26 protein-coding genes are annotated in these 25742 nt (G+C 34.4%); 16 read left to right on the top strand and 10 right to left on the bottom strand.

The window, feature by feature from the left end; genetic code table 11:
• Nucleotides 1–134: 134 nt before the first annotated feature.
• The 6 genes from FDM27_RS16045 to FDM27_RS07065 all read left to right on the top strand — a co-directional run bounded on the left by FDM27_RS16045 (nucleotide 135) and on the right by FDM27_RS07065 (nucleotide 4527).
• Complete coding sequence (locus FDM27_RS16045; RefSeq protein WP_164905487.1) at nucleotides 135–287, top strand: hypothetical protein; 153 nt, start codon at nucleotides 135–137, stop codon at nucleotides 285–287.
• A gap of 10 nt (nucleotides 288–297) precedes the next feature.
• Nucleotides 298–528 carry a hypothetical protein gene (locus FDM27_RS07045; RefSeq protein WP_140485740.1) on the top strand — a complete coding sequence of 77 codons (231 nt, stop codon included), beginning with the start codon at nucleotides 298–300 and terminating at the stop codon, nucleotides 526–528.
• A 12-nt stretch (nucleotides 529–540) separates the two neighbouring features.
• Nucleotides 541–915 (top strand): YchJ family protein, encoded by a 375-nt coding sequence (locus tag FDM27_RS07050; RefSeq protein WP_140485741.1) that lies wholly within the window; start codon nucleotides 541–543, stop codon nucleotides 913–915.
• Between the two features lie 181 nt (nucleotides 916–1096).
• On the top strand, nucleotides 1097–2215 hold the full coding sequence (locus FDM27_RS07055; RefSeq protein WP_140485742.1) for a vWA domain-containing protein: 1119 nt from the start codon (nucleotides 1097–1099) through the stop codon (nucleotides 2213–2215).
• A 106-nt stretch (nucleotides 2216–2321) separates the two neighbouring features.
• On the top strand, nucleotides 2322–3785 hold the full coding sequence (locus tag FDM27_RS07060) for an AAA family ATPase (protein WP_140485743.1): 1464 nt from the start codon (nucleotides 2322–2324) through the stop codon (nucleotides 3783–3785).
• A 148-nt stretch (nucleotides 3786–3933) separates the two neighbouring features.
• Entirely contained in the window at nucleotides 3934–4527 is a 594-nt protein-coding gene (locus tag FDM27_RS07065) for a 2OG-Fe(II) oxygenase (RefSeq protein WP_140485744.1), read from the top strand.
• A 63-nt stretch (nucleotides 4528–4590) separates the two neighbouring features.
• Here the strand turns inward: FDM27_RS07065 and FDM27_RS07070 are convergent, their stop codons facing one another.
• From FDM27_RS07070 to FDM27_RS07080, 3 genes are read right to left on the bottom strand one after another with little or no spacing between them, the layout of a single operon-like run.
• On the bottom strand, nucleotides 4591–5382 hold the full coding sequence (locus FDM27_RS07070) for an SDR family oxidoreductase (RefSeq protein ID WP_071185649.1): 792 nt from the start codon (nucleotides 5380–5382) through the stop codon (nucleotides 4591–4593).
• A 3-nt stretch (nucleotides 5383–5385) separates the two neighbouring features.
• Nucleotides 5386–6213: an amidohydrolase family protein gene (locus tag FDM27_RS07075; protein ID WP_140485745.1), complete on the bottom strand. Its 828-nt coding sequence runs from the start codon at nucleotides 6211–6213 to the stop codon at nucleotides 5386–5388.
• 1 nt (nucleotide 6214) lies between these two features.
• Nucleotides 6215–7231: a zinc-binding alcohol dehydrogenase family protein gene (locus FDM27_RS07080; protein ID WP_128196565.1), complete on the bottom strand. Its 1017-nt coding sequence runs from the start codon at nucleotides 7229–7231 to the stop codon at nucleotides 6215–6217.
• A gap of 130 nt (nucleotides 7232–7361) precedes the next feature.
• Between FDM27_RS07080 and FDM27_RS07085 the strand changes: the two genes are divergently transcribed.
• Nucleotides 7362–8384 carry a LacI family DNA-binding transcriptional regulator gene (locus FDM27_RS07085; RefSeq protein WP_140485746.1) on the top strand — a complete coding sequence of 341 codons (1023 nt, stop codon included), beginning with the start codon at nucleotides 7362–7364 and terminating at the stop codon, nucleotides 8382–8384.
• Nucleotides 8385–8590: 206 nt separating this feature from the next.
• Here FDM27_RS07085 and FDM27_RS07090 read toward each other — a convergent pair whose 3' ends face one another.
• From FDM27_RS07090 to FDM27_RS07100, 3 genes are all read right to left on the bottom strand, one after another.
• Entirely contained in the window at nucleotides 8591–9328 is a 738-nt protein-coding gene (locus FDM27_RS07090) for a DUF4339 domain-containing protein (RefSeq protein WP_071185653.1), read from the bottom strand.
• Between the two features lie 136 nt (nucleotides 9329–9464).
• A complete protein-coding gene (locus FDM27_RS07095; protein WP_140485747.1) occupies nucleotides 9465–10022 on the bottom strand; it encodes a DUF6642 family protein in 558 nt (185 codons plus the stop codon).
• 725 nt (nucleotides 10023–10747) lie between these two features.
• On the bottom strand, nucleotides 10748–11590 hold the full coding sequence (locus FDM27_RS07100) for a hypothetical protein (protein ID WP_140485748.1): 843 nt from the start codon (nucleotides 11588–11590) through the stop codon (nucleotides 10748–10750).
• 219 nt (nucleotides 11591–11809) lie between these two features.
• Between FDM27_RS07100 and FDM27_RS07105 the strand changes: the two genes are divergently transcribed.
• The 6 genes from FDM27_RS07105 to FDM27_RS07130 all read left to right on the top strand — a co-directional run bounded on the left by FDM27_RS07105 (nucleotide 11810) and on the right by FDM27_RS07130 (nucleotide 17893).
• Entirely contained in the window at nucleotides 11810–12640 is an 831-nt protein-coding gene (locus FDM27_RS07105; RefSeq protein ID WP_140485749.1) for a 1,4-dihydroxy-2-naphthoyl-CoA synthase, read from the top strand.
• Nucleotides 12641–12765: 125 nt separating this feature from the next.
• Nucleotides 12766–13728, top strand: coding sequence for a 1,4-dihydroxy-2-naphthoate octaprenyltransferase (gene menA, locus FDM27_RS07110; protein ID WP_071185657.1), 963 nt, complete (start codon nucleotides 12766–12768; stop codon nucleotides 13726–13728).
• A gap of 294 nt (nucleotides 13729–14022) precedes the next feature.
• Complete coding sequence (locus FDM27_RS07115; RefSeq protein WP_071185658.1) at nucleotides 14023–14700, top strand: metal-dependent hydrolase; 678 nt, start codon at nucleotides 14023–14025, stop codon at nucleotides 14698–14700.
• A 113-nt stretch (nucleotides 14701–14813) separates the two neighbouring features.
• The gene (locus tag FDM27_RS07120) at nucleotides 14814–16013 is read left to right on the top strand and encodes a tetratricopeptide repeat protein (protein ID WP_140485750.1); all 1200 of its coding nucleotides are present in this window, start codon (nucleotides 14814–14816) and stop codon (nucleotides 16011–16013) included.
• A gap of 131 nt (nucleotides 16014–16144) precedes the next feature.
• Complete coding sequence (locus FDM27_RS07125; RefSeq protein ID WP_140485751.1) at nucleotides 16145–16741, top strand: hypothetical protein; 597 nt, start codon at nucleotides 16145–16147, stop codon at nucleotides 16739–16741.
• Between the two features lie 108 nt (nucleotides 16742–16849).
• Complete coding sequence (locus FDM27_RS07130; RefSeq protein ID WP_140485752.1) at nucleotides 16850–17893, top strand: o-succinylbenzoate synthase; 1044 nt, start codon at nucleotides 16850–16852, stop codon at nucleotides 17891–17893.
• A 6-nt stretch (nucleotides 17894–17899) separates the two neighbouring features.
• Here the strand turns inward: FDM27_RS07130 and FDM27_RS07135 are convergent, their stop codons facing one another.
• The 4 genes from FDM27_RS07135 to FDM27_RS07150 all read right to left on the bottom strand — a co-directional run bounded on the left by FDM27_RS07135 (nucleotide 17900) and on the right by FDM27_RS07150 (nucleotide 20441).
• On the bottom strand, nucleotides 17900–18424 hold the full coding sequence (locus FDM27_RS07135) for a hypothetical protein (protein WP_140485753.1): 525 nt from the start codon (nucleotides 18422–18424) through the stop codon (nucleotides 17900–17902).
• A 55-nt stretch (nucleotides 18425–18479) separates the two neighbouring features.
• Nucleotides 18480–18956 (bottom strand): hypothetical protein, encoded by a 477-nt coding sequence (locus FDM27_RS07140; protein WP_140485754.1) that lies wholly within the window; start codon nucleotides 18954–18956, stop codon nucleotides 18480–18482.
• Between the two features lie 218 nt (nucleotides 18957–19174).
• The gene (locus FDM27_RS07145) at nucleotides 19175–19642 is read right to left on the bottom strand and encodes a hypothetical protein (RefSeq protein WP_140485755.1); all 468 of its coding nucleotides are present in this window, start codon (nucleotides 19640–19642) and stop codon (nucleotides 19175–19177) included.
• A gap of 121 nt (nucleotides 19643–19763) precedes the next feature.
• Nucleotides 19764–20441, bottom strand: a complete 678-nt coding sequence (locus FDM27_RS07150; RefSeq protein WP_140485756.1) for a Crp/Fnr family transcriptional regulator — start codon at nucleotides 20439–20441, stop codon at nucleotides 19764–19766.
• A gap of 109 nt (nucleotides 20442–20550) precedes the next feature.
• Between FDM27_RS07150 and FDM27_RS07155 the strand changes: the two genes are divergently transcribed.
• From FDM27_RS07155 to ccoN, 3 genes are all read left to right on the top strand, one after another.
• Nucleotides 20551–22938: a heavy metal translocating P-type ATPase gene (locus FDM27_RS07155; protein ID WP_140485757.1), complete on the top strand. Its 2388-nt coding sequence runs from the start codon at nucleotides 20551–20553 to the stop codon at nucleotides 22936–22938.
• Between the two features lie 311 nt (nucleotides 22939–23249).
• The gene (gene ccoS, locus FDM27_RS07160) at nucleotides 23250–23474 is read left to right on the top strand and encodes a cbb3-type cytochrome oxidase assembly protein CcoS (protein ID WP_140485758.1); all 225 of its coding nucleotides are present in this window, start codon (nucleotides 23250–23252) and stop codon (nucleotides 23472–23474) included.
• A gap of 26 nt (nucleotides 23475–23500) precedes the next feature.
• The gene (ccoN, locus tag FDM27_RS07165; RefSeq protein WP_140485759.1) at nucleotides 23501–25678 is read left to right on the top strand and encodes a cytochrome-c oxidase, cbb3-type subunit I; all 2178 of its coding nucleotides are present in this window, start codon (nucleotides 23501–23503) and stop codon (nucleotides 25676–25678) included.
• Nucleotides 25679–25742: the final 64 nt, after the last annotated feature.

A 25742-nucleotide genomic window follows, 5' to 3' on the forward strand; every position in this document is an offset into this window, starting at 1 on the left:
TAGTAAATGGCTGAACATTATTGAGATTTTCGTTATTTATTACTTGTTTTATTTTTAATATAAAAATGCCTTACTTTGTAAAACTATTCAATCATACAATGCCAAAGGGTTTTGTGTTGAAATAAATTGGTGCAATGGGACGAAATAACGAGAGAAACATAAAGAAACATAACGACAAGCTGCATAAGGCGCAAGCTAAAGCCAAGCAAGCCGAAATGCTTAGAAAAGAAAAGCTGAAAGAGATTGTGAAAAAGTTTAACGAGAACAATACCGAAGAGAATAAATAAAAAAGTAAAAATGGAAGACGATAAATTCACCTTATTAAAAGCCGAAGTTCAGGAAATAATTGATTTAATTGTAGCCAAAAATGCCAAAGAAGCCAACAATAAATTAGTAGATGTAAGCGAACAACTGGATGAGATGTTGGATACTTCAGATGAGGATGAAGATTTAATTGAAATTAGTAAATATCAGGTTTTACTGAATCAATTGTACCAAAAAATTGTGACTCTTAACGGTCAGGTTTAAGTTTTGGAAAGTATGAATCTATGCTATTGTAATTCACAAAAATCTTTCAGGGATTGTTGTGAGCCTTATATCAAAGGGTTGAAAAAGGCACCAACAGCCGAAGCCTTGATGCGCTCCCGTTATAGCGCTTATTCAACCCACCAGGCCGATTATTTAGTTGCAACTACTCACATTTCACAAAGAGCCAGCCATTCTAAAGAAGATATTTTGCTTTGGGCAGTATCCAATCAATGGCAAAAGTTAGAAGTGCTAAATTCTACGCCAACTACAGTCGAATTTAAAGCTTATTATTTAGATTCAAATAAAAAGCCACATATCCATCATGAATTCTCCACTTTTGTCCAGGAAGATGGTATTTGGTATTATGTTGATGGTGAATATTATTGATTTTTAGAGCCTGTTTAAAATTCATCAAAATTAACTTCCTCAATCCTTAAAGGTCTAAATTTGATGAACTTTCATGAGATTTTTCATCCTTTAGGGACGCGGAAAAGAATATTCCTTTTTAACTTAAAATTAATAGCTGTTCAGTCAAAGTACATTTTAAAATGATGTAATTTTAAAGACTATGGAAAAGAGCAATAAAAAAGGATTCTATTTTAAACAGTATCAGGCTCCTAATCAATCTCCATTTGATAAACTTTTTGAGATATTCAAGGAGTTAATCACGCATACTTCGGGAGATTTTGATGAGGCTATCGATTGGTTGCGCGAATTAGACAAGGAATACAAACTGACTGATGAACGTTATACGATTGATGACTTTATTGAAGATTTAAAGAAAAAAGGATATCTCAAAGAAGAATTAAAAGACGATGGAACCTCAGGGCTTGGAATTACTGCAAAAACTGAAAGAGCGATTCGGCAACAAGCCTTAGACCAGATATTTGGTAAATTAAAACGTTCCGGAAACGGCAATCACAAAACAAAACATGCCGGAAACGGCGATGAACATACGGGGGAATTCAGAGAGTTTCATTTTGGCGACAGCCTCGAACGAATTTCTTTGACAGAAAGTTTACGCAATGCCCAAATTAATAATGGCGTGGATAATTTTATGCTAACCGAAAATGATTTGGTTATTGAAGATACGCAGTATAAAGCCCAAATGAGTACTGTTTTGATGATTGATATCAGTCACAGTATGATTTTGTACGGCGAAGACAGAATTACTCCCGCCAAGAAAGTAGCTATGGCTTTGGCTGAATTAATTACTACAAGATACCCAAAAGATACTTTAGATATTTTGGTTTTTGGAAATGATGCCTGGCCAATTGCTATTAAAGATTTACCCTATTTAAAAGTAGGGCCATTTCATACTAATACCGTAGCAGGTTTGCAATTGGCAATGGATTTACTTCGAAGAAAACGAAATACTAATAAACAAATTTTCATGATTACCGATGGGAAACCTAGTTGTGTTAGGGAACGTGATGGTTCTTATTACATGAACAGCAACGGACTTGATGAATATATTGTTGACAAATGCTATACTCAGGCACAACAGGCCAGAAAATTACACATTCCAATCACCACTTTTATGATTGCCAGTGACCCGTATTTGCAAAAGTTTGTCAATAAATTTACCGAAGCCAATCAGGGAAAAGCTTTTTATACCGGTTTAAAAGGTTTAGGCGAAATGATTTTTGAAGATTATGAAACGAATCGGAAAAAGAGATTGAAGTAATCAGAAGGCAGAGAACAGAATACAGAAATTAGATTAAAGATATTAGAAAAAAGACTTAGTGTGCTTTGCGAAAAACTTAGTGCTCTTTGTGGTTAAATAAAAAAACATGAAAATAGACAACATAAATACTTTAGGCGAATTAAAAGCATCAGGCTATAAAAGTAAAACGATAAAAGACGAATTGCGTAATAATTTGCGAGAAAAAATCAAACTGGGGATTCCAACATTTGAAGGCGTTCATGGTTTTGAAAACACTGTAATTCCTGAGTTGGAACGAGCTATTCTTTCGCGACATAACATCAATTTATTAGGGCTTCGTGGTCAGGCTAAAACCCGATTGGCCCGCAAAATGGTCGAATTACTTGATGAGTATATTCCGTATGTGAGTGGTTCTGAAATAAATGATGATCCATTCAATCCTATTTCTCGTTTTGCTAAAAATTTAATCGCTGAAAAAGGCGATGAAACTCCCATTTCCTGGTTGCAAAGAAGTGAACGCTTTTTTGAAAAACTGGCCACTCCCGATGTAACTGTTGCGGATTTAATAGGTGATGTAGATCCTATAAAAGCAGCGAACCTGAAATTATCTTATGCCGATGATCGTGTGATTCATTTCGGGATGATTCCACGTGCCAATCGTTGTATTTTTGTGATAAACGAATTACCCGATTTGCAAGCCCGAATTCAGGTTGCTTTGTTTAATATTTTGCAGGAAGGCGATATTCAAATTCGTGGATTTAAAGTGCGAATGCCACTCGATATGCAATTTATATTTACAGCAAATCCCGAAGATTATACTAATCGTGGAAGTATTGTAACACCATTAAAAGACAGGATAGGTTCTCAGATTTTGACGCATTATCCTGAAAATCTAAAGATTGCCAGAAAGATTACCGAGCAGGAAGCCAAATTAGATACGGCTCAAAACGATACGGTTTATGTTCCTTCATTAGCTAAAGATTTATTGGAGCAAATTAGTTTTGAAGCCAGAGAAAGTGAATTTATTGACCATAAAAGTGGGGTGAGTGCCAGAATGAGCATTACGGCTTATGAGAATTTACTAAGTACTGCCGAACGACGTGCTTTAAAATCTGGTGTCGATAAAACTACTTTGCGATTGTCTGATTTCATGGGAATTATTCCTTCCATAACTGGGAAAGTAGAATTGGTTTACGAAGGAGAGCAGGAGGGAGCGGCTGCAGTTGCTGAAAGTTTAATAGCTTCGGCGGTGCGTACTATTTTTCCAGCTTATTTTCCTAAAATTGAAAAGTTAGAAAAACCAAATGATAAAACGCCTTATTCGGATTTAATTGAATGGTTCTTTGCCGAAAGTGGTTTCGAATTATTGGATGATTGTTCTGATGAGGATTACGAAAGAATTTTAGGAACTATTGTTCCATTGGAAATTTTACTCAAAGAATATCAGGTTGATTTGGCAAAAGAAGATAAATTTTTTATGAAAGAATTCATTCTTTGGGGCTTAGTAGAATATAGGAAATTAAGTAAAGATCGCGTTGCAGAAGGCTATCAGTTTAAGGATATTTACGGAAGTTATATTAGTAAATTGTAACTTTTTATAAATTTCAAATACAAGGATTTAGATTCATTTCTAAATCCTTTTTTTATTTATTGCAATTAAAATTCATAAATGTAATTGGTAGCTCTTTTTAGTCTACCTTGCTCCATTGGCTGTATTTTCAGTCTTTCCTAAAAAATTAATGGAAAAAAACTTTGAGGATTTAATAGCCTCGTACATTGAAAATAAAGTAGGCATATCAGAGCACTTTCTAACGGATGAATTAGCAAATAATTTAAAACAAAATCTATATTCTTTAAACGATAAAAACTTATTAAAAGAAGCTGGAACAGGAAATTCAGAGGCTATTGCTTATGATAGTGCTGTTCGGAGTGATTCGATTTATTGGTTAGATAAAAAGCATAATAATGCTTTCGAAAATGAATTCTTTAAGCACATTGAGGATTTTATTCGCTATCTCAATCAAAGTTGTTACACTGGGATTACAGGCTATGAATTCCATTATTCCTTATATGAAAAAGGCGATTTTTATCTGAAACACTTAGATCAATTTCAAAATAATTCAAGTAGAAAATTCTCGATGATTAGTTATTTAAATAGCGATTGGCAAACTATTGATGGCGGAGAATTGTTAATTCATCAGGAGAATAACAATCAAAAAATAAGTCCAACACAGGGAAAAACCGTTTTCTTTAAAAGTGATGAATTGGTTCACGAAGTTTTACTGACTCACAATACCAGAATGAGTATTACCGGTTGGTTAAAATGTGATTAGTTATAAAAAAAAGGACAAATCATAAAGCTTATGATTTGTCCTTTTTTTATATTGAAACCGTTTTTATTCTGTTAATAACGAACGGTCTAAGTGAACGTAACCACCATCGCAAAAGATAAATTGTCCTGTAGTATGTGATGATCTTTCAGAAATGGTAAACAAACAAGTGTCAGCAATTTCGTCAGGAGTTGTCATTCTGTTTTCCAAAGGAATTTTCTTCACAATAGATTTTAATTTTTCTTCTCCGTTTTCCAATGTTTTAATCCAGGTGTCGTAAGCAGGAGTCCAGCTTTCGGCAATGATAATCGCATTTACTCTTATTGAATGTTTGATTAAATCAACAGCCCATTCGCGGGTTAATCCTAAAACACCACCTTTGGCAGCAGCATAACCTGAAGTTCCTCCCTGACCTGTTAAACCAACTTTAGAACCAATGTTCAAAATTGGACCTTTAGATTCTTTTAAGTAAGGAAGTGCACTTTTTACAGTTACAAAGTAGCTTACCATATTCAGTTTCAAAGAATCCATAAATTCTTCGTAAGAAGCGTCTAATCCTGCACCGTCATTAACACCAACATTATTAATTAAGGCATCAATACGACCATATTTTGCCACAATCTTAGCAATTGAAGCTTCAATTTCGTTAGGATTAGTTACATCTGTTTTACAAAATAAACCGTCAATTCCTTGTTTTTGAATTTCTTCAATATAAGCAAAACCTCTATCGTTTCTATCAATTACCGCTGGAATGGCACCTTCGGCAGCCAGGTGTTGCAAAATTGTTTCTCCAATACTTCCTTTAAGTCCAGCCGCACCTGTAATCACGACTACTTTTCCTTTTAATCCTAAATCCATAATTTATAAGTTATAAAATTGCATTGCGTTGCCGCCCATAATAGCAGCTTGCTCTTCGGAGCTTAATTTTGCAATGAAATTGGTTACTAATTCTTTTGTTTTTGTATAATTTCCAGCCACTAAACACACCGGCCAATCGGAACCAAAAAGAATTCGTTTCGAGCCAAAAGCATCCAAAACCAATTGCATATAAGGTTCAATTTGTTCCGGAGTCCAGTTGTTGTAATCGGCTTCGGTGGTCATTCCTGAAAGTTTGCAGTACACATTTTCATGTTCACTAATCGCTTTCATTAAAGTTGTCCAACCATCATAAAATCCGTCTTTTATGTAGGGTTTTGCAATATGATCGATAACAAATTTTTGATTTGGAAAACTCCTTGCTAATTCTAAAGCTGATCCCAATTGATGTGGAAAAATAAGAATGTCATAAGTGAAATTGTATTTTTCTAAAGCGGCAATTCCGTTCAGGAAATCAGGGCGCAACATAAAATTATGATCGGCTTCGCCTTGAACTACATGTCTAAATCCTTTTAGTTTTGGAAATACGCTGTAATGTTTTAAAACTTCGTCAATATCAGCAGCTCTTAAATCAACCCAGCCTACAATTCCTTTGATAAAGTTGTTTTTTTCGGCTAAATCCAAAAGAAAATCTGTTTCTGCCAATGTTTGATCTGCTTGAACAGCCACACAACCATCGACACCATTAGCTTGATAAACTAATTTTAAATCTTCAGGCAGGAAATTCTTTCGAATGACTTTCATGTCATCGTCTATCCAAGCGTGTTTTTCCGCTTCGTAGATCCAAAAATGCTGATGCGAATCGATTATCATACTATTTTAATTTAAAATCTACAGTAGCTTTAATTACGCCTGTTGCAGGATTTAACCAGCTATCAAAATTGGCAATCATTTCGGTATAAGGAACATTATGGCTAATGTACGATTCTGTTGGGAATTGGTCTAAAATACTGATTACGTGTTCAAAATCTTCGGTAGTAGCATTTCGGCTGCACATCAAAGTCATTTCTTTGGCGTGAATCGCTGGATGGCTATAAGTCAATTCTCCTTTGGATAAACCAACAAGCACAAAACGACCACCGTGAGACATGTAATTTGGGCAAGTTTCCAAAGCTCCTTTGTGTCCTGAAGCATCAAAAACAGCTGTACATAAATCGCCATTGGTGATTTTAGTGATTTCTTCAACCGTATTTTCGCCTGCTTTTACCGTATAATCCACACCGATTTTTTCTTTGGCGTAAGCCAAACGCTGCTCGTTCATATCAATGGCGATTACTTTAGCACCGGCAATTTGAGCCAGTTTCATAATCCCAATCCCAATAGGACCACAACCTACAACAGCAACAGTTTCTCCCGGAACAATTGCCGCTCTACGAATAGCGTGCGCACCAATTGCCAATGGTTCTACGATAGCCATTTGGTCATCAGATAAATTATTTGCTGGCAATAGGATAGAAGTAGGGACAGTAATTTGTTCCTGCATTCCACCATCAGTGTGAACGCCTAAAACTTTGATATTGGTACAACAATTTGTTTTTCCGTTTCTACACGCAATACAAGTTCCACAACTTACATAAGGCATAATCACAACGTTGTCTCCGGCTTTGATTCCTCTAGGGTTTTCTCCAATTTCGAGTACAGTAGAAGCTAATTCGTGTCCTAAAATTCTAGGATAGCTAAAAAAAGCCTGGTTTCCTCCGTAAGCGTGTAAATCGGTTCCGCAAATACCTACTTTATTGATTTGTAATAAGGCTTCATTTTCTTTTCTAACAGGTGCTTCTTTTTCTTTTAAGATAAATTCACCTGGTTTTTCGCAAACAATATATTTCATCTTTTTTTAATTATTTTTTTGTTCCAACGTTTGAATAGTCCGAAAAATAAAAAACACAAATAAGATATCTTGTGTTTTCAGTTTAAAGTAGCTATTTTTGTTCAATCGATTGAACAAATATAAAAACTAATTGGAGAATAAAAAAAAATCTACGATAAAAGATATTGCTGCTGTATTAGGTTTAACACCTTCGGCGGTTTCTAAAGCTTTGAATGATCATCCCAGAATTAGTGAAAAGACTAAAGTCGCGGTGAAAGAAGCGGCAATTCAACTGGATTACCAGCCTAATTATTTGTCGAGTGCTTTACGCAAAGGGAAAAGTAATTTGGTTGGTGTAATTATTCCCCGTGTCAACAGTCATTTTTTTTCTTCGGTAGTCGAAAATATCGAAAAAGTGCTCAATCTGAATGGGTACAATATCATCATGACCCAGTCGAATGAATTGTATGCCAAAGAATGTCAGGAAATAGATACTTTATTAAAAATTCAGGTGGATGGAATTATAGCTTCTATGGCAAATGAAACGACTGATTTAGAATACTACCAAAAAATAAAATCCAAAGGTACCCAACTTGTATTGTTTGATAGAGGTGAAGAGGAGTTAAATGTTGATTATGTAGGGATTGACGATTATAAAAGTAGCCACTTGGTTATTGATCATTTGGTTTCACAAAATTGCAAACGCATTGCACATATTGCCGGTTTTAAACACATCCGAATTTACAAAGAACGAATTCGGGGTTATAAAGATGCATTGGAGAAATCAGGATTAGCAGCTCCCGAAAATTGGATTATCGAAAGTAATTTGCGTTTGGAAGATGGTCGCCGAATTATGCAGCAATTATTGGATTCTCCCGAAAGACCCGATGCGGTTTATGTGGCTGGAGACATTGCGGCGCTTGGTGCTTTGCAAGTACTTTTAGAAAATAATATTAAAGTCCCTGAGGAAATAGCGCTGATCGGTTTTAGCGATGAGCCTTTTACTTCGTTGACGCAGCCTTCCATTTCAACCGTAAATCAGCATAGTGACCAAATTGGAAAATTAGCTGCTGAAGCTTTTTTGGAACGAATAAATAACCCCAAGAAAAAAACGATTAACCGAATCATTTTAGAGCCGGAATTGATTATTAGGCAATCTTCGAATAGGAATTAAAATAAGTCAGAAGCGCAATTGAATTTATAAAAATACCGCAGATTCGCAGATCTTAACTTTTTTTCCATCATTATTTAAGAATAAAACCTGCGAATCTGTGGTAAAAATATTTTACAATTTTAGAGCAGGAATAGTAAATTTTGATTCAAAAATATAAGGTGTTATTTGACTTTATATGATAAAATAAACAAGCTGTTTTATTGATTTTAAGGATTTTGTCTTGCTTTTATTCGTATTCTGTCTAACTCCAAACTCAATTGATTGCGCTCATTTTCAAGGGAATCAATATTGTTTTTTAGTTGATTAATATTTGTTTGAACAAGGTTGATTTCTTTATTTTTTTCATCGGCTGTTCTAAAAAACTGAAATTCATTTGCTTTTGTTAGTCTGTTTTTAGCGTCTTCTAAAAGAGTTTGGTTTTCAATCTGTTTGATTCGAATTTCAGAAAGCCTTGTATTGATGGTTTCTTTTCTTTCTTTGACAAGTCGTTCCGCTTCAAGTTTTTCCTGTTCTGCTAAACGTAGTTTTTGTTCCTGAATTTCTTTTTCCTGTAATTGAAATTGTCGATTTTCTTTCTCGGTTTTATCGTTTTTATGTTCAAAATCGATTCTTCTGTTTTCTTGTAAAATAGTTAAAAACACACTCCCTATAATTAATACCAGAAATAATGACGCAATGTAAAAGGTGTTTTTGCGTAATCCCATAATCTTGGAATTTTTTATTTTCTTTTTCGGTGTTGGAGCAGTAGTTGGCGGTACTGCCTGAAAAGGAGGTGGGGTAACTTTTAAAATAGCCTGTAATTCCTCTATTTCTCCAGCTGTTTTCCAGTCGGGCATTCCTGAAAACCATACAGGTGTTGATGCTGTAATTTGTTTGATTTGCAATTCGGCTATATCAAAAGGCCCGCTGCTTTCGATACCGTTATGTAAATAATATTTTTTCATTACGATTAACTGATGTCTGATTTTATGAATTAAAACTAACTTTTTTGAAAAATAGTATAATAATCAATTAAGTTAGCTTTTGCGAAGTTATTAAAGTTTAATGAGTTCCCGAAATTGATTTTTTTCTAAAAATATTTTAATAGTACAGTCTGAAATCGAGTAATTTGCAGGCTTCGTAATGTTTTTGATGTAATTCTTCTACAATTTCTACAACATCATCTTCTTCCTGACACAAATTAAAAAAAGCGACGTCGAGTTTAATACTGGCCATGTTGGGCGGTAATGCTCTTCCGTAACCTGAAATGGCTTTGGCTCCGGTAACATCAAGGAAATATTGGGCTTCTTCTTCGCTTAAATCCAAGGCTTTCAAATTGGCAAAGTGAATAATTTTGCTTTTTAATTTTCCTTCAAATAATTCGGCAATTTCTTCTAAACTGTAGTAATAGTCATGAAGACAAATATTGTTTTCCTGTCCCGGCATGACCAAATAGATAATTTTATAATCTTTGAAATTATGATCGTCATAAAGCAAAGCTCCTAAGCTTTCTTCCAGTCCTTCGATGGTGTCGCAGCTTTTATAAATACTGTTTATTTGGTATTCAAGGGCTAGATTTTCAAGGTTTTTAATAACGGGAGTATCCATGAGAATTTCTATATCGGCTACGGCTTCCAGACAAAAAATAAAGTTTTTCATGAGTAATGTAAATGCAATTTAGCTTGGCTTTGGTCTTCGCAAAAATAGTTTTTTTATGGCTTTAATATAGTATTGAGGTGATTTATACTTTTTTCGAAACGATATATAAAAAAGAAAGACTAATCCTTTCGGTTAGTCTTTCTCTTTTATAGCCTATCTTATTTTTGGACAAACTATAATGTATTTAACAATAGGAAACTATTTTAGTTTCTCGTTTACCGTTCTTTCTTTATCTTTTTTTAACCTCAAAATGATATTTGGAATCTCATTTTGCATTAAAACCTTTGGTAGTAGCAGTTTCTTTGGATTTTACGCATTCATTTTAATGACTTTTTTTGTCTCGTATAGTAATCCAACTTTTTACCTTTGGTGCTACTTTGAGTAAATTCTAATATAATTCAGGGGTTCCCTGCTGGGCTCTTTTCTTCCGAAGTTTAAATTTAGTAACGTACAAAAAAGAGTGATAAAGCTTGTTGTTTTTTTCAATAATCTTTTTTTAGGTTAATAAATCAGTTTAAAACTCGCGAGTTAGCCTGTATTGTAAATATTTGACCAATTCCTGAACTAACTATGCCTAAAATTAATAAAAAAAAGTTTTCAGCTTTCAAAAAAATATCATTATTCGACAAATTTTAACACTATCGAAGGATTAACGGGAGAAGGATTACTGCAATCGCAATTGGAGTTGAAATAAGGAAAAATAAGTTGTTAGAATTATTCTGAGACTAATTTTCAGACGAACGTATTTTTTCTGATTTGGAAACAATTTCCTGAATAATTTGGTCTAATTCATTGCTGGAAACGACAATATTATCGATTAGAAATGTTTTTTCTTCTTCTGTATTATCGTTTTCTTTCAAAAGATTGGTTATTGCCATTAATCTGGACAATGGTGTTCTCACCACATGTGATTGTATCCAGGTAATTTCTTTTAAAACCTCATTTTGTTTTTCGATTTTTTTAGTGTGTTTGATGTTGTTTTTAAAACTTTCGTCAAGACCATGGAATAATTTAGGAACAAGTGAACAAACTAAAAAGCTCAGGAAAATCAAATTTGAAAAAACCGCAAAAAGTTCGCTTGATTTAAAGTTGATATTGTGAGGTGGAGTCAGCTCAAGATAATATAAGACAATGTAAAAAATAGAAATATAGATATTGAAAAGAGCTGGAGCGTATTGGTTTTTAAAAGTATAAATAAAAGTAGCTAAAAAACAGGCGGCAAGTAGATACAGTGTGCTATTTAATCCTACATAATAAATGAGAAAAGAACTTAAGGTATATACAGTTCCGATGAATAAAAGTTTGCGTTGTTTTATTTTGATTCCTTTTTTAATTCCTGTAAAAATAGCTAGCAAAACCGAAAATATATCCACTATAACCATCAGATAAAGTTTTTCTTCAAAAGCCCAAATCAGCGAGGGAATCAAGGCAATAACACTTAACGGAATGATGTAGATTATGGTATTTGAAAACATATCATCACGCCAATATTTTAAATCTTTATTCTCCTGAGAAGAGAGCAAGATGTTGTTTTTAACAATTGAAGTATAAGTATTCCATATTTTCATAATCAAATAGTGTTTTTGTATGTTGAAGGAACTACTGTAAATATAAAAAAATAAAGTAATAAAATACTTATTTTGGATTAGTAAATAATTGGTTAATATTTTGTTGTGCTAATTTTGTTTTTAGGTTAAGGATTCTTTTTTGAAGCTAAATAAGGGATTGGATAGATAAAGTGTAAAAAATGATTTATTTTTACGCTAAAATAATTTAAACCCATTAAAATGGATTGGATCACAGCAAAAGAATACGAAGATATCACTTATAAAAAATGCAACGGTGTTGCCAGAATAGCATTCAACAGACCTGATGTTAGAAATGCCTTCAGACCTAAAACTACTGCAGAACTTTTAGATGCCTTTCATGATGCGCAGGAAGATACTTCAATAGGAGTGGTCTTGCTTTCTGCCGAAGGGCCAAGTACTAAAGACGGAATTTGGTCTTTTTGCAGCGGTGGCGATCAAAAAGCGCGTGGACACCAAGGCTATGTAGGAGAAGACGGTTACCACCGATTGAATATTTTAGATGTACAGCGATTGATTCGTTTCATGCCAAAAGCGGTTATTGCAGTAGTGCCGGGCTGGGCTGTTGGTGGCGGACATAGTTTACACGTGGTTTGCGATATGACTCTGGCAAGTAAAGAACACGCTATTTTTAAACAAACTGATGCCGATGTAACCAGTTTTGATGGAGGTTATGGTTCGGCTTATTTGGCTAAAATGGTGGGGCAGAAAAAAGCCCGTGAGATTTTCTTCTTAGGACGTAATTATTCTGCTCAGGAAGCGTTTGATATGGGGATGGTAAATGCTGTGGTTCCACATGACGAATTAGAAGCAACAGCTTACGAATGGGCACAGGAAATATTGGCTAAATCGCCAACATCAATCAAAATGCTGAAATTTGCGATGAACCTTACTGATGATGGAATGGTAGGACAACAGGTTTTTGCCGGAGAAGCTACAAGATTAGCTTATATGACCGAAGAAGCTAAGGAAGGAAGAAATGCTTTCCTTGAAAAAAGAAAACCGAATTTTGAAAAGAAATGGTTGCCGTAGGAAGTGGGGAGTTAGAAGTGGGAAGAAGGAAGTTTTTTAATGAATAATTTTTACCCGATTAAAATAACCTCTAACCTCAAATTTCTAACCTCTAATCTCAAATTTCTAATCTCTAACTTTTTAACATGAAACACTGGATTGAAGCCGCAAGATTGCGCACCTTACCTTTGTCTGTATCAGGAATTATCGTAGGAAGTATGTATGCTCTGGCACATCCTACCGATGAAATATTAACACCTACCGAAGTTTTTAACTGGAGACTTTTTGGCTTTGCTATATTAACAACTTTAGGATTGCAAATTCTTTCCAATTTTGCCAATGATTATGGTGATGGAATGAAAGGAACCGATAATGAAGACCGAATAGGGCCTAAACGTGCCATTCAGAGTGGTGTGATTACGCCTGCCGCGATGAAGCGTGCTATTATTATCACTTCTTTTTTGACCTTGCTTTCGGCAATGGCATTGATTTATTATGCTTTTAGAGATACTAATTTATTCTATTCGTTATTCTATCTTGTTTTAGGGATTTTAGCCATTTTATCGGCTATTCGTTATACCGTTGGAAATACCGCTTATGGTTACCGTGGTTATGGTGACTTGTTTGTATTCGTGTTTTTCGGATTGGTAAGTACCTTAGGAGTGAACTTTTTGTATTCCAAGCAATTAGATTTGGAATTGATTTTGCCGGCCATGGCTATTGGTTTTTTAAGTGTAGGTGTTTTGAATTTGAATAATATGCGTGATGAAGCTTCTGATAAAAAGGCAGGGAAAAATACCATTGTGGTAAAAATTGGCGGAGCAAAAGCTAAAAAATACCATTACTTTTTAATTGGTGGTGCGATGGTTTTGACTTTGGTATTTGCAATTATAAGCGAGTTTAAATTTGATCAATACCTGTTTTTATTGGCTTATATTCCTTTAACTAAACATTTAATTACGGTTTCTAAAAATCAAGAACCTAAAGAATTAGATCCCGAGTTAAAAAAATTAGCCTTAAGTACTTTTGCACTTGCTGTTTTATTGTCTTTGTGTATGATTTACTTTTTTTCAGATATAGTTGTGAATGCTTTTTTAGGCGGAAGATAAGTTGGTTCTTAGTCCTCAGTCCTTAGCGACAATAAATAGTAAAAATAAAAAGTGAATTGGGATTAGTGATTGTAAATTAGATACAGGGATTCTATACCCATTGAACTTCCAAGATTGGAGTTTACCAATCGCTAAAGACTAAGAACTAAGAACTAAGGACTAAGGACTAAGGACTAAGGACTAAGGACTAAGAACTAAGGACTAAGAACTAAGGACTAAGAACTAAGGACTAAGAACTAAGGACTAAGGACTAATTACTATTCACTAGTTACTCATCACTCAAAAAAAATAAAAATGAAAATAACCTATTACGGACACGCTGCTTTAGGAATTAAAGTGGGTGGAAAACACATTATTGTAGATCCTTTTATTTCAGCAAATCCATTAGCCGAACATATCGATATTGAAGATTTAAAAGCCGATTATATTTTGCTGACACATGCTCATGGTGATCATGTTTTGGATGTGGAAGCAATTGCTAAACGTACTAATGCGGTGATTGTATCCAATGCAGAGATTGCGGGATATTATGCTGCCAAAGGTTTTCAGTCGCATCCGATGAATCACGGTGGAAGCTGGAATTTTGATTTTGGAAAGGTAAAATATGTAAATGCCATTCATTCGAGTTCTTTTCCTGACGGTTCAAATGGAGGAAATCCGGGTGGTTTTGTTATCGAAGGCGAACATAAAAACATCTATATCGCAGGCGATACTGCTTTGACAATGGATATGAAACTGATTCCAATGCGGACCAAATTGGATTTAGCCATTTTTCCAATAGGCGATAATTTTACCATGGATATTGAAGATGCTATTTTGGCTTCTGATTTTGTGGAATGTGATAAAATCTTAGGCTACCATTATGATACTTTTGGATATATAAAAATCGATCATAAAGAAGCTATTCAACGATTTTTCGACAAAGGAAAAGACTTAATGCTGCTTGAAATAGGAGACAGTATCGAATTGTAAATTTTTAGAAGCTATTCCTGCTATCCGCTGCAATCTTGCCTGCCGAACACCGGCAGTCAAGGATTTTCGCTACTATCAGGGCTAGTTTCGTATAGTTAACACCAACCACATCCGTGAAAAAAATAATTACACTGCTATTCATTAGTATTTTTTGCCAGTCCATTTTTGCTCAAAAAACAGGTTATTGGGACAAAGAAAGGGCTACTTCTAAAGAAATTATTGTTTCGGCAAGAGATAGGATAATTATCGAAACCGATGATTTTCCGGCCGGAACTACTGAATTGATTTATAGAATTACGCTTTTGGATGACAATCAGCAAATGGCGAGTAGTCTTGTTTCGGTTCTAAAATCTATTCCGGACCCAACAGGAATTAGTCAGGGTTCGGCTGGGGCTGTCTTTTTATTGTCTAAAATTTCAGGAGACGACAAATGCAAATATGCTATTTTTTCAACTAAAGAGCTGGCGGCTTCTTATAAATCAAAAGGAGAAACTGCTAATGCCTGCCTGGTTCAAAATACTGCTGTAAGTAAAGATGCTAAACGACTTTCAATTGACAAATCTACTTGTGTTAAAACAAATACAGTTAAACTGTATTTTGGTTTCGAAAGTTCCAATTGGATTATGAAGCAGAAAATTGTTTTGGAAGTTGTGCCTTGGGTAGATGCTAAATTAAGTAGAGGCTGGACGCTGGAAAACCGAAAAAACATTATCAGTCAATGTAAAACTTCGGCTTTAGCCAGAAAAATGGCTAATTCGGACGATTTCTGTGTTTGTATTGGCGAAAAAATCCAAAAGCAATATACTTTTAAGGAATTCCAAAAACTCCTGCCTATGGAACAAACCAAGGCGTATAAGGATTTTGGAGCGAGTTGTTTTGAAGAAACCGGAATTGCCAAAACGGTTTTTAATGATTTGAGAGCAAAAGCTTCGAATAATCTTAAAAAAGGCGATTATGCAGCAGCTATAAAAAACTATAACGAAATTGTAAATCAACAAAAAGCAACGGCTTTAGATTACAGTGGTTTGGGGTATTCTTATTTGTTAACCAAACAATACGGCAAGGCTATAAAAGCCTTAAAAGAAGGCGAAAAACTGGATGATACGGAATTGTTGGTCAAATTAAACTTGGCGCACGCTTATTTGTTAAACGGAGAATATTCGAAAGCGAAAACAATCTATAAAGAATACCAAAATCAAAACGTGACCGATAGTGTAAGCTGGTCGCAAAAAATAAAAGACGATTATCAAACTTTTGCAAAAGCTGGAATTCAAAATGAGGATTTTGAAAGGGTTTTGAAGTTGTTGAATTAGAGAAAAGAAAATAGAAAAAAGAGTAAAGAACCAAGAAAAAAGATTTAATGATTTAAGTTTAGTTCGGAACTTTTAAAATCTGGTTAAATATTTAAGAAAAAGCTCTAGATTAAATAATAACAAAGCTATCTATGGAAAATATTAGTGAAATTATTGATTCATATTCTGATAAATATTTTGCAATTAAGCAGCAAGCTCGAAAATATATTTTGAATGGTTCGAATGTGGATGATAAAGAACGGTTAAATATTCTACATAGACCTTGGGTTGCTCCTTTAAATTGGGGATTAATGATTTATAAAGGAACTAGTAAACAAGTATTGTGTGAGTTTCAGTATGATATTCAAATTAATATACCAGCTTTTTATAAAGAGTTTTTAGAAAATTTCAACGGTTGTTTTTTATATGATATTTCTTTTTATGGAATAATTAAATCACTAACAAGAAGCTATTTGCAATGTCATAGTTTAGAAACAGCAAATACTCGTTGGATAAATGGTTATAACGTTGATAAATCATATTTTCATTTTGGAGGAGCAGAATATAATGATGAAGAAAATGTAGGTTATTTTTATGATGGAAATAAAATAATTTCAATTCGTAAAAACGGTGAAATTGTTGGTGAATGGAATGATTTTTCTGTTTTTTTAAATGATGAGATTAGTAAGTCAGAGAAAAAGATGTTAAAAGATATACCACAGAGTATTAATTTACAAATTTTAGATTAATACTTTTCAGGTCAGGCTAAGTCGGGAACTTTTCAAAAATCTTAGCGAACCTTTGCGAAACCTTTGCGAATCTTTGCGGTAAAAATTACTCTTTGCGGTTAGAAAAAAATGAAAGCAACTTATCATAAATACATCCTTAATTTTAAACGACCATCAGGAACTTCCCGAGGGGTGATGACCGACAAAGAAACCTGGTTTATCGTTCTGGAAAAGGACGAAAAAAAAGGAATAGGTGAGTGCGGAATTTTAAGAGGCTTAAGTGCTGATGATCGACCGGATTATGAAGCTAAATTAAAGTGGACTTGCGCTAATATTCATTTAGGAAAAGATTTGCTTTGGGAAGCATTGATTGAGTTTCCTTCGATACAGTTTGGAGTCGAAATGGCTTTTCAGTCTTTAGCGAGCGAAACTCCTTTTTTACTCTTCCCTTCTGCCTTTACCGAAGGTGAAAAATCAATTGAAATTAACGGTTTGATTTGGATGGGAGAAGCGGCTTTTATGAAGCAGCAAATCGAAGAAAAACTGGCGCAGGGGTTTCGTTGTGTAAAACTCAAAATTGGCGCTATCGATTTTGAAAAAGAACTGGAATTATTGCGTTATATCCGAGAGTATTTCACTGCTGAACAAGTTGAGATTCGTGTAGATGCTAATGGTGCTTTTGATACAAACAAAGCTTTAGGTAAATTAAATCAATTGTCTGAATTTAAATTACATAGCATAGAACAGCCTATTCAAAAAAACAACACTGACAGTATGGCAGAACTGTGTAAAACAACACCTTTTCCTATTGCTTTAGATGAAGAGTTAATTGGTGTTTTTTCATTGACTGAAAAAGAGCAATTATTGCAAAAAATCAAGCCGCAATACATCATTTTAAAACCCAGTTTTGTAGGTGGTTTTAGGGGAACTCAAGAATGGATTTCGTTAGCCGAAAAGCACCAAATTGGCTGGTGGATTACTTCGGCTTTAGAGTCTAATATTGGCTTAAATGCCATTGCGCAATGGACCTGTTTATTAAAAAATCCGATGCCTCAGGGATTGGGAACAGGAGCGCTTTATACTAATAATTTCGATTGTCCTCTTGAAGTCGCTCAAGGTCAATTGTGGTATAAAAAAGAGTTGGATTGGGAATTTGATTTTAGACTTGTATAAGCTTACTTACTGGTATAAATTATTGATTTCTTTAGCTGTTTCAAAAATATTTGGAGTATTTTGATAACGACTTGAATAATAGGATTTTTTATTGACAGCCGTAAAATTCCCTATTTGATTGGCAAAATTTCCTGATGTCCCTTTGATATTAAAACGAATCGATGTAATATTATGTTTTTTGAGTTTGTTCATTTCGGCGGCTGTAAAGTTAAAATAAGAGCTCAGGCTGTTTTCAGTGTTTTCAAATTGTCCTTTGTCGATGCAACTGATAAAACTATTGTCACTTAAATAAACGTAAACTGTGCCTGCAATCATCGATTTAGGATTTGTGGTAACAACCGAAAGTTTTAATAATCCACCATTCTCTGTTTTAGCCAACTGTACCTGAACTTCACCGCCAAGAGTATAATTGGTACTGATGAAATTCCAGAAAGGGGTTGCCTTAAATTGCTTGTTTTTTACATTCATTATTTCCTGACTTGAGGCTGAAAAATGGATAAGAAAAAATAGTAACAGCAGTCTCATGTTCATAATTGTGCCTTTTTATACCAGAAAATTTCTGGCTGCTTGATAATTATAATTGATATCATTTGTTGTACGTAAAAGTTGTTGTCCAGTCGGATGTTTTTATTGCTGAAACTAAGTTATCAGTGTTCATAAAAACACGCAATTCTTTGTTGGCTACTTTTTTAGAATATAAAGCTTTAAATCGATAGACTGTTGTTTGATCTTTAGTGTTTTGGTAAACTTCGGCTAATTCCAAATCTTTAAAAGTACCGTACCATTGTCGGTATTTAGTACAGGTTTTGGAGAGTTTTTCGATAGTGATGTTATTAATAACTGAGGTTGTAGCTTCGCTACTGGTAAAAGGCTTGAATTTTGAGGTATTACAAGTCATCAAAACTCTTTTTCCTAATTCGTAGGCTTTGTTTTTTTGATTGTTGTTGATTTGGTTTAAAGCCAATTGGACAACTTCATCTGCTTTAGGTTCGCTTGGCGTAATTTTTTTGGATTTACAACCTGCCAAAGCAATAATACTTAAGATTAGAATTAGTTTTTTCATTTCATTTTTGTTTTAAAAACTAAATAAAATAAAAAAAGCCAAGCTAAAAAAATCAGTTTGGCTTTATAACTTAAAATTTAGGAAACTTTAGGATATTTTTTGGAAATGGGCTTCTGGAATTTTGAACTTTAACTAAAAATCAACCTTTTTTAGAATGATTTTAGAGAGGTATTGAACTAATGTTTTAATCCTTTGTAGTTGCTCAGACTGATTGTTTTTTAGGAGTAAATTTCAAATGTTTTTCTAAATTTCTTTTCTATAATTTTTTTACTCAACTTGTATTGGAAACTTCCATATAGTAACATTGATAATAAAAATAGATTTGGTATCATTAGATCATTTTTGTTACCGAATTTAAAATTGATATAAGTTATCATGCCAATTCCACAAGCTATCCATAATAGTAAAAAATATTTTTGATATTTAAATTTAGGAAAAATTTCATATTGAATTTGAAGTTTTTTATTCACAAATTTATAATTTCCTTTTATGAGGTATGGACTATGAGTAATTCTGTAATTTAATGTCAGATAGAATGTTTTGTCATCGTAACGTCCGTAAAAAGATTTTGAAGAATCGAAAAAAAACAAATTGAATGGTGTATTAATTTTGAGTTGTGGATGTCCAATTTTTATAGAGCTTTTTAATTTTTCTCTAAATTCATTGATGTTAAGTTTTGACTGCATTATCTTTTTTGAATTATATTTTAATCATTACAAAATAGCAACAATATACGTATAGTTATCGATGTTTACTACTGTAAAGTAAATATAAAAAACAAAGAAAGAATAGGAAAACAATAAAATCTTAAACCATCTTTTTAAGTTGAGGAATATTTTTAAGCACAATCTTTTTCGCTTTTAATTCAATCAATCCTAATTTATTAAAATCAGATAATAGGCGAATACAGCTTTCGGTGGCGGTACCAATCATGCTGGCGAGTTCGTCGCGGGTTAATTGAATTTTTAGGCTGTCGTCTTCGTTTTTGCCAAAAGTATCCTGAAGATAGAGTAGGGTTTCGGCAAGGCGTTGTTTTACGGTTTTTTGAGCCATATTAACCACATGATCGTCAGATTCTTTCAAATCGCCGCAAATGGTTCTCATGACATTCATAGAAAACTGATTGTTTTTATCAAAAAATCCCATGATTTCGTTTTTAGGAATAAAGCACACCTGCATGTCTTCAAGCGCCACAGCGCTAAGGTTTACAGGTTCCTCACTTATCATCGAGCGTTGTCCTAAAAGTTCTCCTTTGGTCACCAGTTTTACAATGTGATCTTTGCCATTCGGACTCAATTTGGTCAATTTGCAAACACCGTCTTTGATACAAAAAATACCATTTACATTTTCGCCTTCTTCAAAAATCACTTCGCCTTTTTTTACCAAAAGAGAAGTCTTGCACTCGGCAAGTTTTACTAATTCGTCTTTGTTGAGTGCTTTTAAAGAGCTGAATTCTCTAACGATACATTGTTCACATTTGCTCATTTTGAATGAATGATTTGATTATTTGCAAAATTAAGTATTTATATGATATATATCATATTTTATGAGGTATTCCTTTAAGAATTTTGCATAAGGTAAAATGAGCAAAGTTATGGATACACAAAACTGTTTCCATTGTGGTTTAGATGTTGTAAAAGAAGCTGAAATTATTTTTGATGCAAAAAAATTCTGTTGCGCCGGTTGTAAAACGGTTTACGAAATTTTTAGCCTTAATGATTTGACTTCTTATTATGATTTTGAAAAATCACCTGGAGCAACTCCGCAGGATAATAATGGTAAATATGATTTTTTAGAAAATGAAAACATTGTTTCAAAATTATTGGAATTTCAAGAGGATACAACCGCTATTGTTTCACTTAGCATTCCTCATATACATTGTAGCTCTTGTATTTGGATTCTGGAAAATTTACAACGCCTTCAGGAGGGAATAAATGTTTCTCAGGTTAATTTTCCTGACAAAAAAGTGCGTATTAACTACAATCCACAAAAAGTTTCGCTTAGTGAAATTGTGAAATTGTTGTGTTCCATTGGCTACGAACCTTATATCAGTCTGGAAAATTACGAGACAGGAAAACAAAAAGTCGATAGAAGTTTAACCTATAAATTAGGTGTGGCTTTCTTTTGTTTTGGAAATATTATGCTGCTTTCTTTTCCGGAATATTTTGAGGTGAAGGAATTTTGGCTGGACAATTACAAACCGTTTTTCAGGTGGTTAATCTTTGCGTTGTCATTGCCATCCTTTTTGTATTCGGCCAGTGGCTATTATGTTTCGGCTTATAAAAGTATCAAATCCGGAATGCTCAATATTGATATTCCTATCGCTTTAGGAATTGTTGTTTTTTTTATTCGAAGCACGGTTGATATTGTGATGGATTACGGTTCCGGTTTTTTTGATAGTCTGACCGGTTTGGTTTTCTTTATGCTTTTGGGCAAAATGTTCCAAATTAAAACCTATAGTTTTCTGAGTTTCGAAAGAGATTTTAAATCCTATTTCCCGGTTGCTGTTACCCGAATAAACACTGATACTTCCGAAGAAAGTGTGGCTGTTTATGATATTCAAAAAGGAGATCGATTGTTGATTCGAAATCAGGAATTAATTCCCGTTGACGGAATCCTGATAAGTGAAAATGCTACTATTGATTATAGTTTTGTTACCGGTGAAGCCATTCCGATAAACAAGAAATCAGGTGACAAAGTTTTTGCAGGAGGAAAACAAATAGGGGAAGTAATCGAAATGGAAGTGTTGTTTTCTGTTTCTCAAAGTTATCTGACCCAATTGTGGAGCAATGATGTATTCCAGAAAAATGTAGAACAGAAACACAAAAACATCACCGATAGCATTTCGCGTTATTTCACGCCCATCTTGTTATTGATTGCTTTTGTGGGATTTGGCTATTGGATTTTTAAAGATGTAAATACGGCTTTTAATGTCTTCACAGCGGTACTAATTGTGGCCTGTCCCTGTGCTTTGGCTTTGACAGCTCCCTTTACTTTGGGAAATGTATTGCGAATTGTCGGCAAGCAAAAATTTTACCTTAAAAACGCTTTGGTAATCGAACAATTAGCAAAAGTAGATACGATTGTTTTTGATAAAACAGGAACGATTACCACCAATAAAAAATCGAATATTTCGTATGAAGGAGAGCCTCTTTCTGAGAATAATTTGATTCGGATAAAATCAGTATTGCGAGCGTCTAATCATCCTTTAAGCAGGATGTTGTATGACTTTTTACCTGATGTAGGCAAAGTGAAAATCAGCGATTTTGAAGAAATCACCGGAAAAGGAATTCAGGCAAAAGTGGTGGGAAGTTCGGTTAAAATAGGTTCGGCAAACTTTGCCGGAAGTTCTGAAGCGAATTCGACCTTACAAACTTCGGTTCACATTCAAATTGATGGAATCTATTATGGAAAATATGTCTTTAAAAATCAATATCGTGATGGTTTAGAAACGCTTTTCAGAAGTTTGAAATCCAATTACCAAATAAAAGTATTGTCTGGAGATAATGCAGGAGAAAAAGCGGTATTAGAGCAACTTTTGCCTAAGGAAACCGAATTGGTTTTTAATCAAAAACCCGAACAAAAACTGGAATTTATCTGGCAATTGCAGGAATCTGGAAAAAATGTAATGATGGTAGGCGACGGCCTGAATGATGCCGGGGCTTTGGCTCAGAGTAATGTGGGGATTTCGATTTCTGAAAATGTCAATGTTTTTTCTCCTGCCTGCGATGCTATTTTAGAAGCAAATCAATTTCAAAAACTGCATTATTTTTTAAAATTTTCAAAGAAAGCAATGTTGGTTATCAAAATGAGTTTTGGATTGTCATTGCTCTATAATGTCGTGGGACTAACTTTTGCCGTAACAGGCAAATTAGAACCTCTGGTAGCCGCAATTATAATGCCTTTAAGTACAGTAACCATTGTGAGTTTTGTGACGGTAATGAGTAATTACTATGCGAGGAAGCTGGGGAGAAGAAGTTAGAGGTTAGAAGTTAGAGGTTAGAAGTTAGAGGTTAGAAGTTAGAGGTTAGAAGTTAGAGGTTAGAGGTTAGAGGTTAGAGGTTAGAGGTTAGAGGTTAGAGGTTAGGAGTTAGAAGTCCCGATAGCTACCGGGAGAAGTTAGAAGTCAAGTGACTTCCCCTCCGCTGGAGGGGTGCCTGAAAGGCGGGGTGGTTTTTTTAAGAAAAAGAATTAGAAAACCAGATATTTTTCTCTTTAATAAATCCAAAGTATGATAAATATCATAGTATGCCCGAAACAAGGAGTTTAATTTTGTTAACACAAATTTAAGGTATGAGTGTCATTTATTTATTAATCACCATTAGCATCTTCGTTGCAGTTGGCTTTTTTATCGCTTTTGTTATTGCGGTAAAAAGTGGCCAGTATGACGACGATTACACACCATCGGTCAGAATGCTTTTTGACGACGAAACAGTAAAGTCAGAAAGCAGAAATAAGAAGATAGTGTTTGCTAGTCAGGATGCGGAAGCGAATTCTAAAAAAGAGAAAACGCAATAATTTTTAAATCATTTTAATTTTAATATATGGAAATGCAGCAGTTTTATTACGACAACAAAATTGTTAAAAAGTTCATTTATGCTACCATAGTTTTTGGGGTAGTCGGGATGGCGGTCGGGCTTTTATTAGCTATCTTATTTTTATTCCCTAACCTGACTGATGGAGTTTCCTGGTTGAGTTTTGGTAGATTAAGACCCTTGCATACTAATGCTGTTATTTTTGCTTTTGTTGGTAACGCCATGTTTGCGGGGATTTATTATTCGTTACAGCGACTTTTAAAAGCCAGAATGTTTTCTGATTTTTTGAGTAATCTTAATTTCTGGGGATGGCAATTGATTATTGTTGCAGCGGCTATTTCGCTTCCTTTGGGATATACCACTTCAAAAGAATATGCCGAATTGGAATGGCCTATAGATATTGCTATTGCATTAATTTGGGTAGTTTTTGGTATCAATATGATTGGTACCATTATCAAAAGAAGAGAGCGTCATCTGTATGTTGCCATTTGGTTTTACCTAGCCACTTTTGTAACCGTAGCCGTGTTGCATATCTTTAATAGTTTGGCTTTGCCTGTTTCGGGATTAAAAAGTTACTCTGTTTATGCAGGAGTTCAGGATGCCTTGGTACAATGGTGGTATGGACACAATGCGGTTGCTTTTTTCCTTACTACACCTTTTTTAGGGTTGATGTATTATTACATCCCTAAAGCAGCTAATCGTCCGGTGTATTCTTATCGATTGTCTATTGTTCACTTTTGGTCATTAATATTTTTATATATCTGGGCTGGTCCTCACCATTTATTGTATTCTGCTTTGCCAAACTGGGCACAGAATTTAGGTGTGGTTTTCTCAATTATGTTGATTGCACCTTCCTGGGGAGGAATGATAAACGGATTGTTGACTTTACGTGGTGCCTGGGATAAAGTACGTACTGAACCTGTTTTGAAATTTTTTGTGGTAGCCATTACAGGTTACGGAATGGCCACTTTTGAAGGGCCAATGTTATCACTTAAAAATGTAAATGCTATTGCGCATTTTACGGATTGGATTGTCGCTCACGTACACGTAGGAGCTTTGGCATGGAACGGATTCATGGCTTTTGGAGTGATTTATTGGTTGATTCCCCGAATGACAAAAGGTCCTTTGTACTCTCTTAAATTGGCCAATGTTCACTTTTGGATAGGTACTTTAGGAATTATACTTTATACCTTACCTATGTATGTTGCAGGTTTCCTTCAAGCGTCTATGTGGAAACAATTTAATCCTGATGGAACGTTGACTTATGGAAACTTTTTGGAAACAGTAACTCAGATTATTCCAATGTATTGGATGCGTGCTGTAGGAGGAACATTGTATATTATAGGAATGTTTGTTTTAGTGTATAATATTTATAAAACGGTTAAAGCAAATGATAGTGTTGAAGACGAATTAGCCGAAGCACCTGAATTGCAAAAAATAAGCAGTGGAAGGCTAAAAGGAGAAAAATTCCACCCTTGGTTAGAAAGAAAACCAATTCAATTAACCATTTTGGCTACTGTAGCCATTTTAATTGGAGGAATCATTCAAATTGTACCTACGATTATGGTGAAATCGAATATTCCAACAATTAGCAGTGTAAAACCATACACGCCATTAGAACTCGAAGGACGTGATTTATACATTCGTGAAGGTTGTGTGTCTTGTCACTCTCAAATGGTACGTCCGTTTAGAAGTGAGGTAGAACGTTACGGCCCTCAGTCTAAAGCAGGAGAATTTGTTTATGATCATCCATTCCTTTGGGGTTCAAAACGTACAGGGCCTGATTTATTAAGAGTAGGTGAAAAATACAATGACAACTGGCATTTTAATCACATGTGGTCTCCACAAAGTACTTCGGCCGGATCAATTATGCCGGGTTACAAATGGTTATTTGACAACAAAGCCTTAGATATTTCGGACATCGAAGGCAAAATGGAAACCATGAGAACATTAGGAGTTCCTTATACCGATACTGATATTGCGAATGCTCAAAATGCTATTAACGAGCAATCCCAGGAAATTGAAAACAGTCTGCATGCTGATCCTGACTTTGTAAAAAGTTATGAGGAAAGTAAAAAGAAAGCTGTTGCCAGAGGAGAAAAATTTGTTCCAATGAAGGATAGAGAAATTGTAGCTCTGATTGCTTACATTCAAAGATTAGGAACTGATATTAAAGTGAAAAAATAGTTTATAAAATAGCTGGGAGATTAAGGTTTTAAGTCGTTAAGATTTGGAATTTAAAAACTTAGAA

It is taken from the genome of Flavobacterium sp. GSA192, from assembly GCF_006386525.1.
GTDB classification, from domain to species: Bacteria; Bacteroidota; Bacteroidia; order Flavobacteriales; family Flavobacteriaceae; genus Flavobacterium; species Flavobacterium commune.

Bases quoted from the DNA above. Each gene is read 5' to 3' on its own strand.
- FDM27_RS16045 (WP_164905487.1), top strand. From the start codon at position 135: ATGGGACGAAATAACGAGAGAAACATAAAGAAACATAACGACAAGCTG.
- FDM27_RS07045 (WP_140485740.1), top strand. From the start codon at position 298: ATGGAAGACGATAAATTCACCTTATTAAAAGCCGAAGTTCAGGAAATA.
- FDM27_RS07050 (WP_140485741.1), top strand. From the start codon at position 541: ATGAATCTATGCTATTGTAATTCACAAAAATCTTTCAGGGATTGTTGT.
- FDM27_RS07055 (WP_140485742.1), top strand. From the start codon at position 1,097: ATGGAAAAGAGCAATAAAAAAGGATTCTATTTTAAACAGTATCAGGCT.
- FDM27_RS07060 (WP_140485743.1), top strand. From the start codon at position 2,322: ATGAAAATAGACAACATAAATACTTTAGGCGAATTAAAAGCATCAGGC.
- FDM27_RS07065 (WP_140485744.1), top strand. From the start codon at position 3,934: ATGGAAAAAAACTTTGAGGATTTAATAGCCTCGTACATTGAAAATAAA.
- FDM27_RS07070 (WP_071185649.1), bottom strand. From the start codon at position 5,382: ATGGATTTAGGATTAAAAGGAAAAGTAGTCGTGATTACAGGTGCGGCT.
- FDM27_RS07075 (WP_140485745.1), bottom strand. From the start codon at position 6,213: ATGATAATCGATTCGCATCAGCATTTTTGGATCTACGAAGCGGAAAAA.
- FDM27_RS07080 (WP_128196565.1), bottom strand. From the start codon at position 7,231: ATGAAATATATTGTTTGCGAAAAACCAGGTGAATTTATCTTAAAAGAA.
- FDM27_RS07090 (WP_071185653.1), bottom strand. From the start codon at position 9,328: ATGAAAAAATATTATTTACATAACGGTATCGAAAGCAGCGGGCCTTTT.
- FDM27_RS07095 (WP_140485747.1), bottom strand. From the start codon at position 10,022: ATGAAAAACTTTATTTTTTGTCTGGAAGCCGTAGCCGATATAGAAATT.
- FDM27_RS07100 (WP_140485748.1), bottom strand. From the start codon at position 11,590: ATGAAAATATGGAATACTTATACTTCAATTGTTAAAAACAACATCTTG.
- FDM27_RS07105 (WP_140485749.1), top strand. From the start codon at position 11,810: ATGGATTGGATCACAGCAAAAGAATACGAAGATATCACTTATAAAAAA.
- menA (WP_071185657.1), top strand. From the start codon at position 12,766: ATGAAACACTGGATTGAAGCCGCAAGATTGCGCACCTTACCTTTGTCT.
- FDM27_RS07115 (WP_071185658.1), top strand. From the start codon at position 14,023: ATGAAAATAACCTATTACGGACACGCTGCTTTAGGAATTAAAGTGGGT.
- FDM27_RS07125 (WP_140485751.1), top strand. From the start codon at position 16,145: ATGGAAAATATTAGTGAAATTATTGATTCATATTCTGATAAATATTTT.
- FDM27_RS07130 (WP_140485752.1), top strand. From the start codon at position 16,850: ATGAAAGCAACTTATCATAAATACATCCTTAATTTTAAACGACCATCA.
- FDM27_RS07135 (WP_140485753.1), bottom strand. From the start codon at position 18,424: ATGAACATGAGACTGCTGTTACTATTTTTTCTTATCCATTTTTCAGCC.
- FDM27_RS07140 (WP_140485754.1), bottom strand. From the start codon at position 18,956: ATGAAAAAACTAATTCTAATCTTAAGTATTATTGCTTTGGCAGGTTGT.
- FDM27_RS07145 (WP_140485755.1), bottom strand. From the start codon at position 19,642: ATGCAGTCAAAACTTAACATCAATGAATTTAGAGAAAAATTAAAAAGC.
- FDM27_RS07150 (WP_140485756.1), bottom strand. From the start codon at position 20,441: ATGAGCAAATGTGAACAATGTATCGTTAGAGAATTCAGCTCTTTAAAA.
- FDM27_RS07155 (WP_140485757.1), top strand. From the start codon at position 20,551: ATGGATACACAAAACTGTTTCCATTGTGGTTTAGATGTTGTAAAAGAA.
- ccoS (WP_140485758.1), top strand. From the start codon at position 23,250: ATGAGTGTCATTTATTTATTAATCACCATTAGCATCTTCGTTGCAGTT.
- ccoN (WP_140485759.1), top strand. From the start codon at position 23,501: ATGGAAATGCAGCAGTTTTATTACGACAACAAAATTGTTAAAAAGTTC.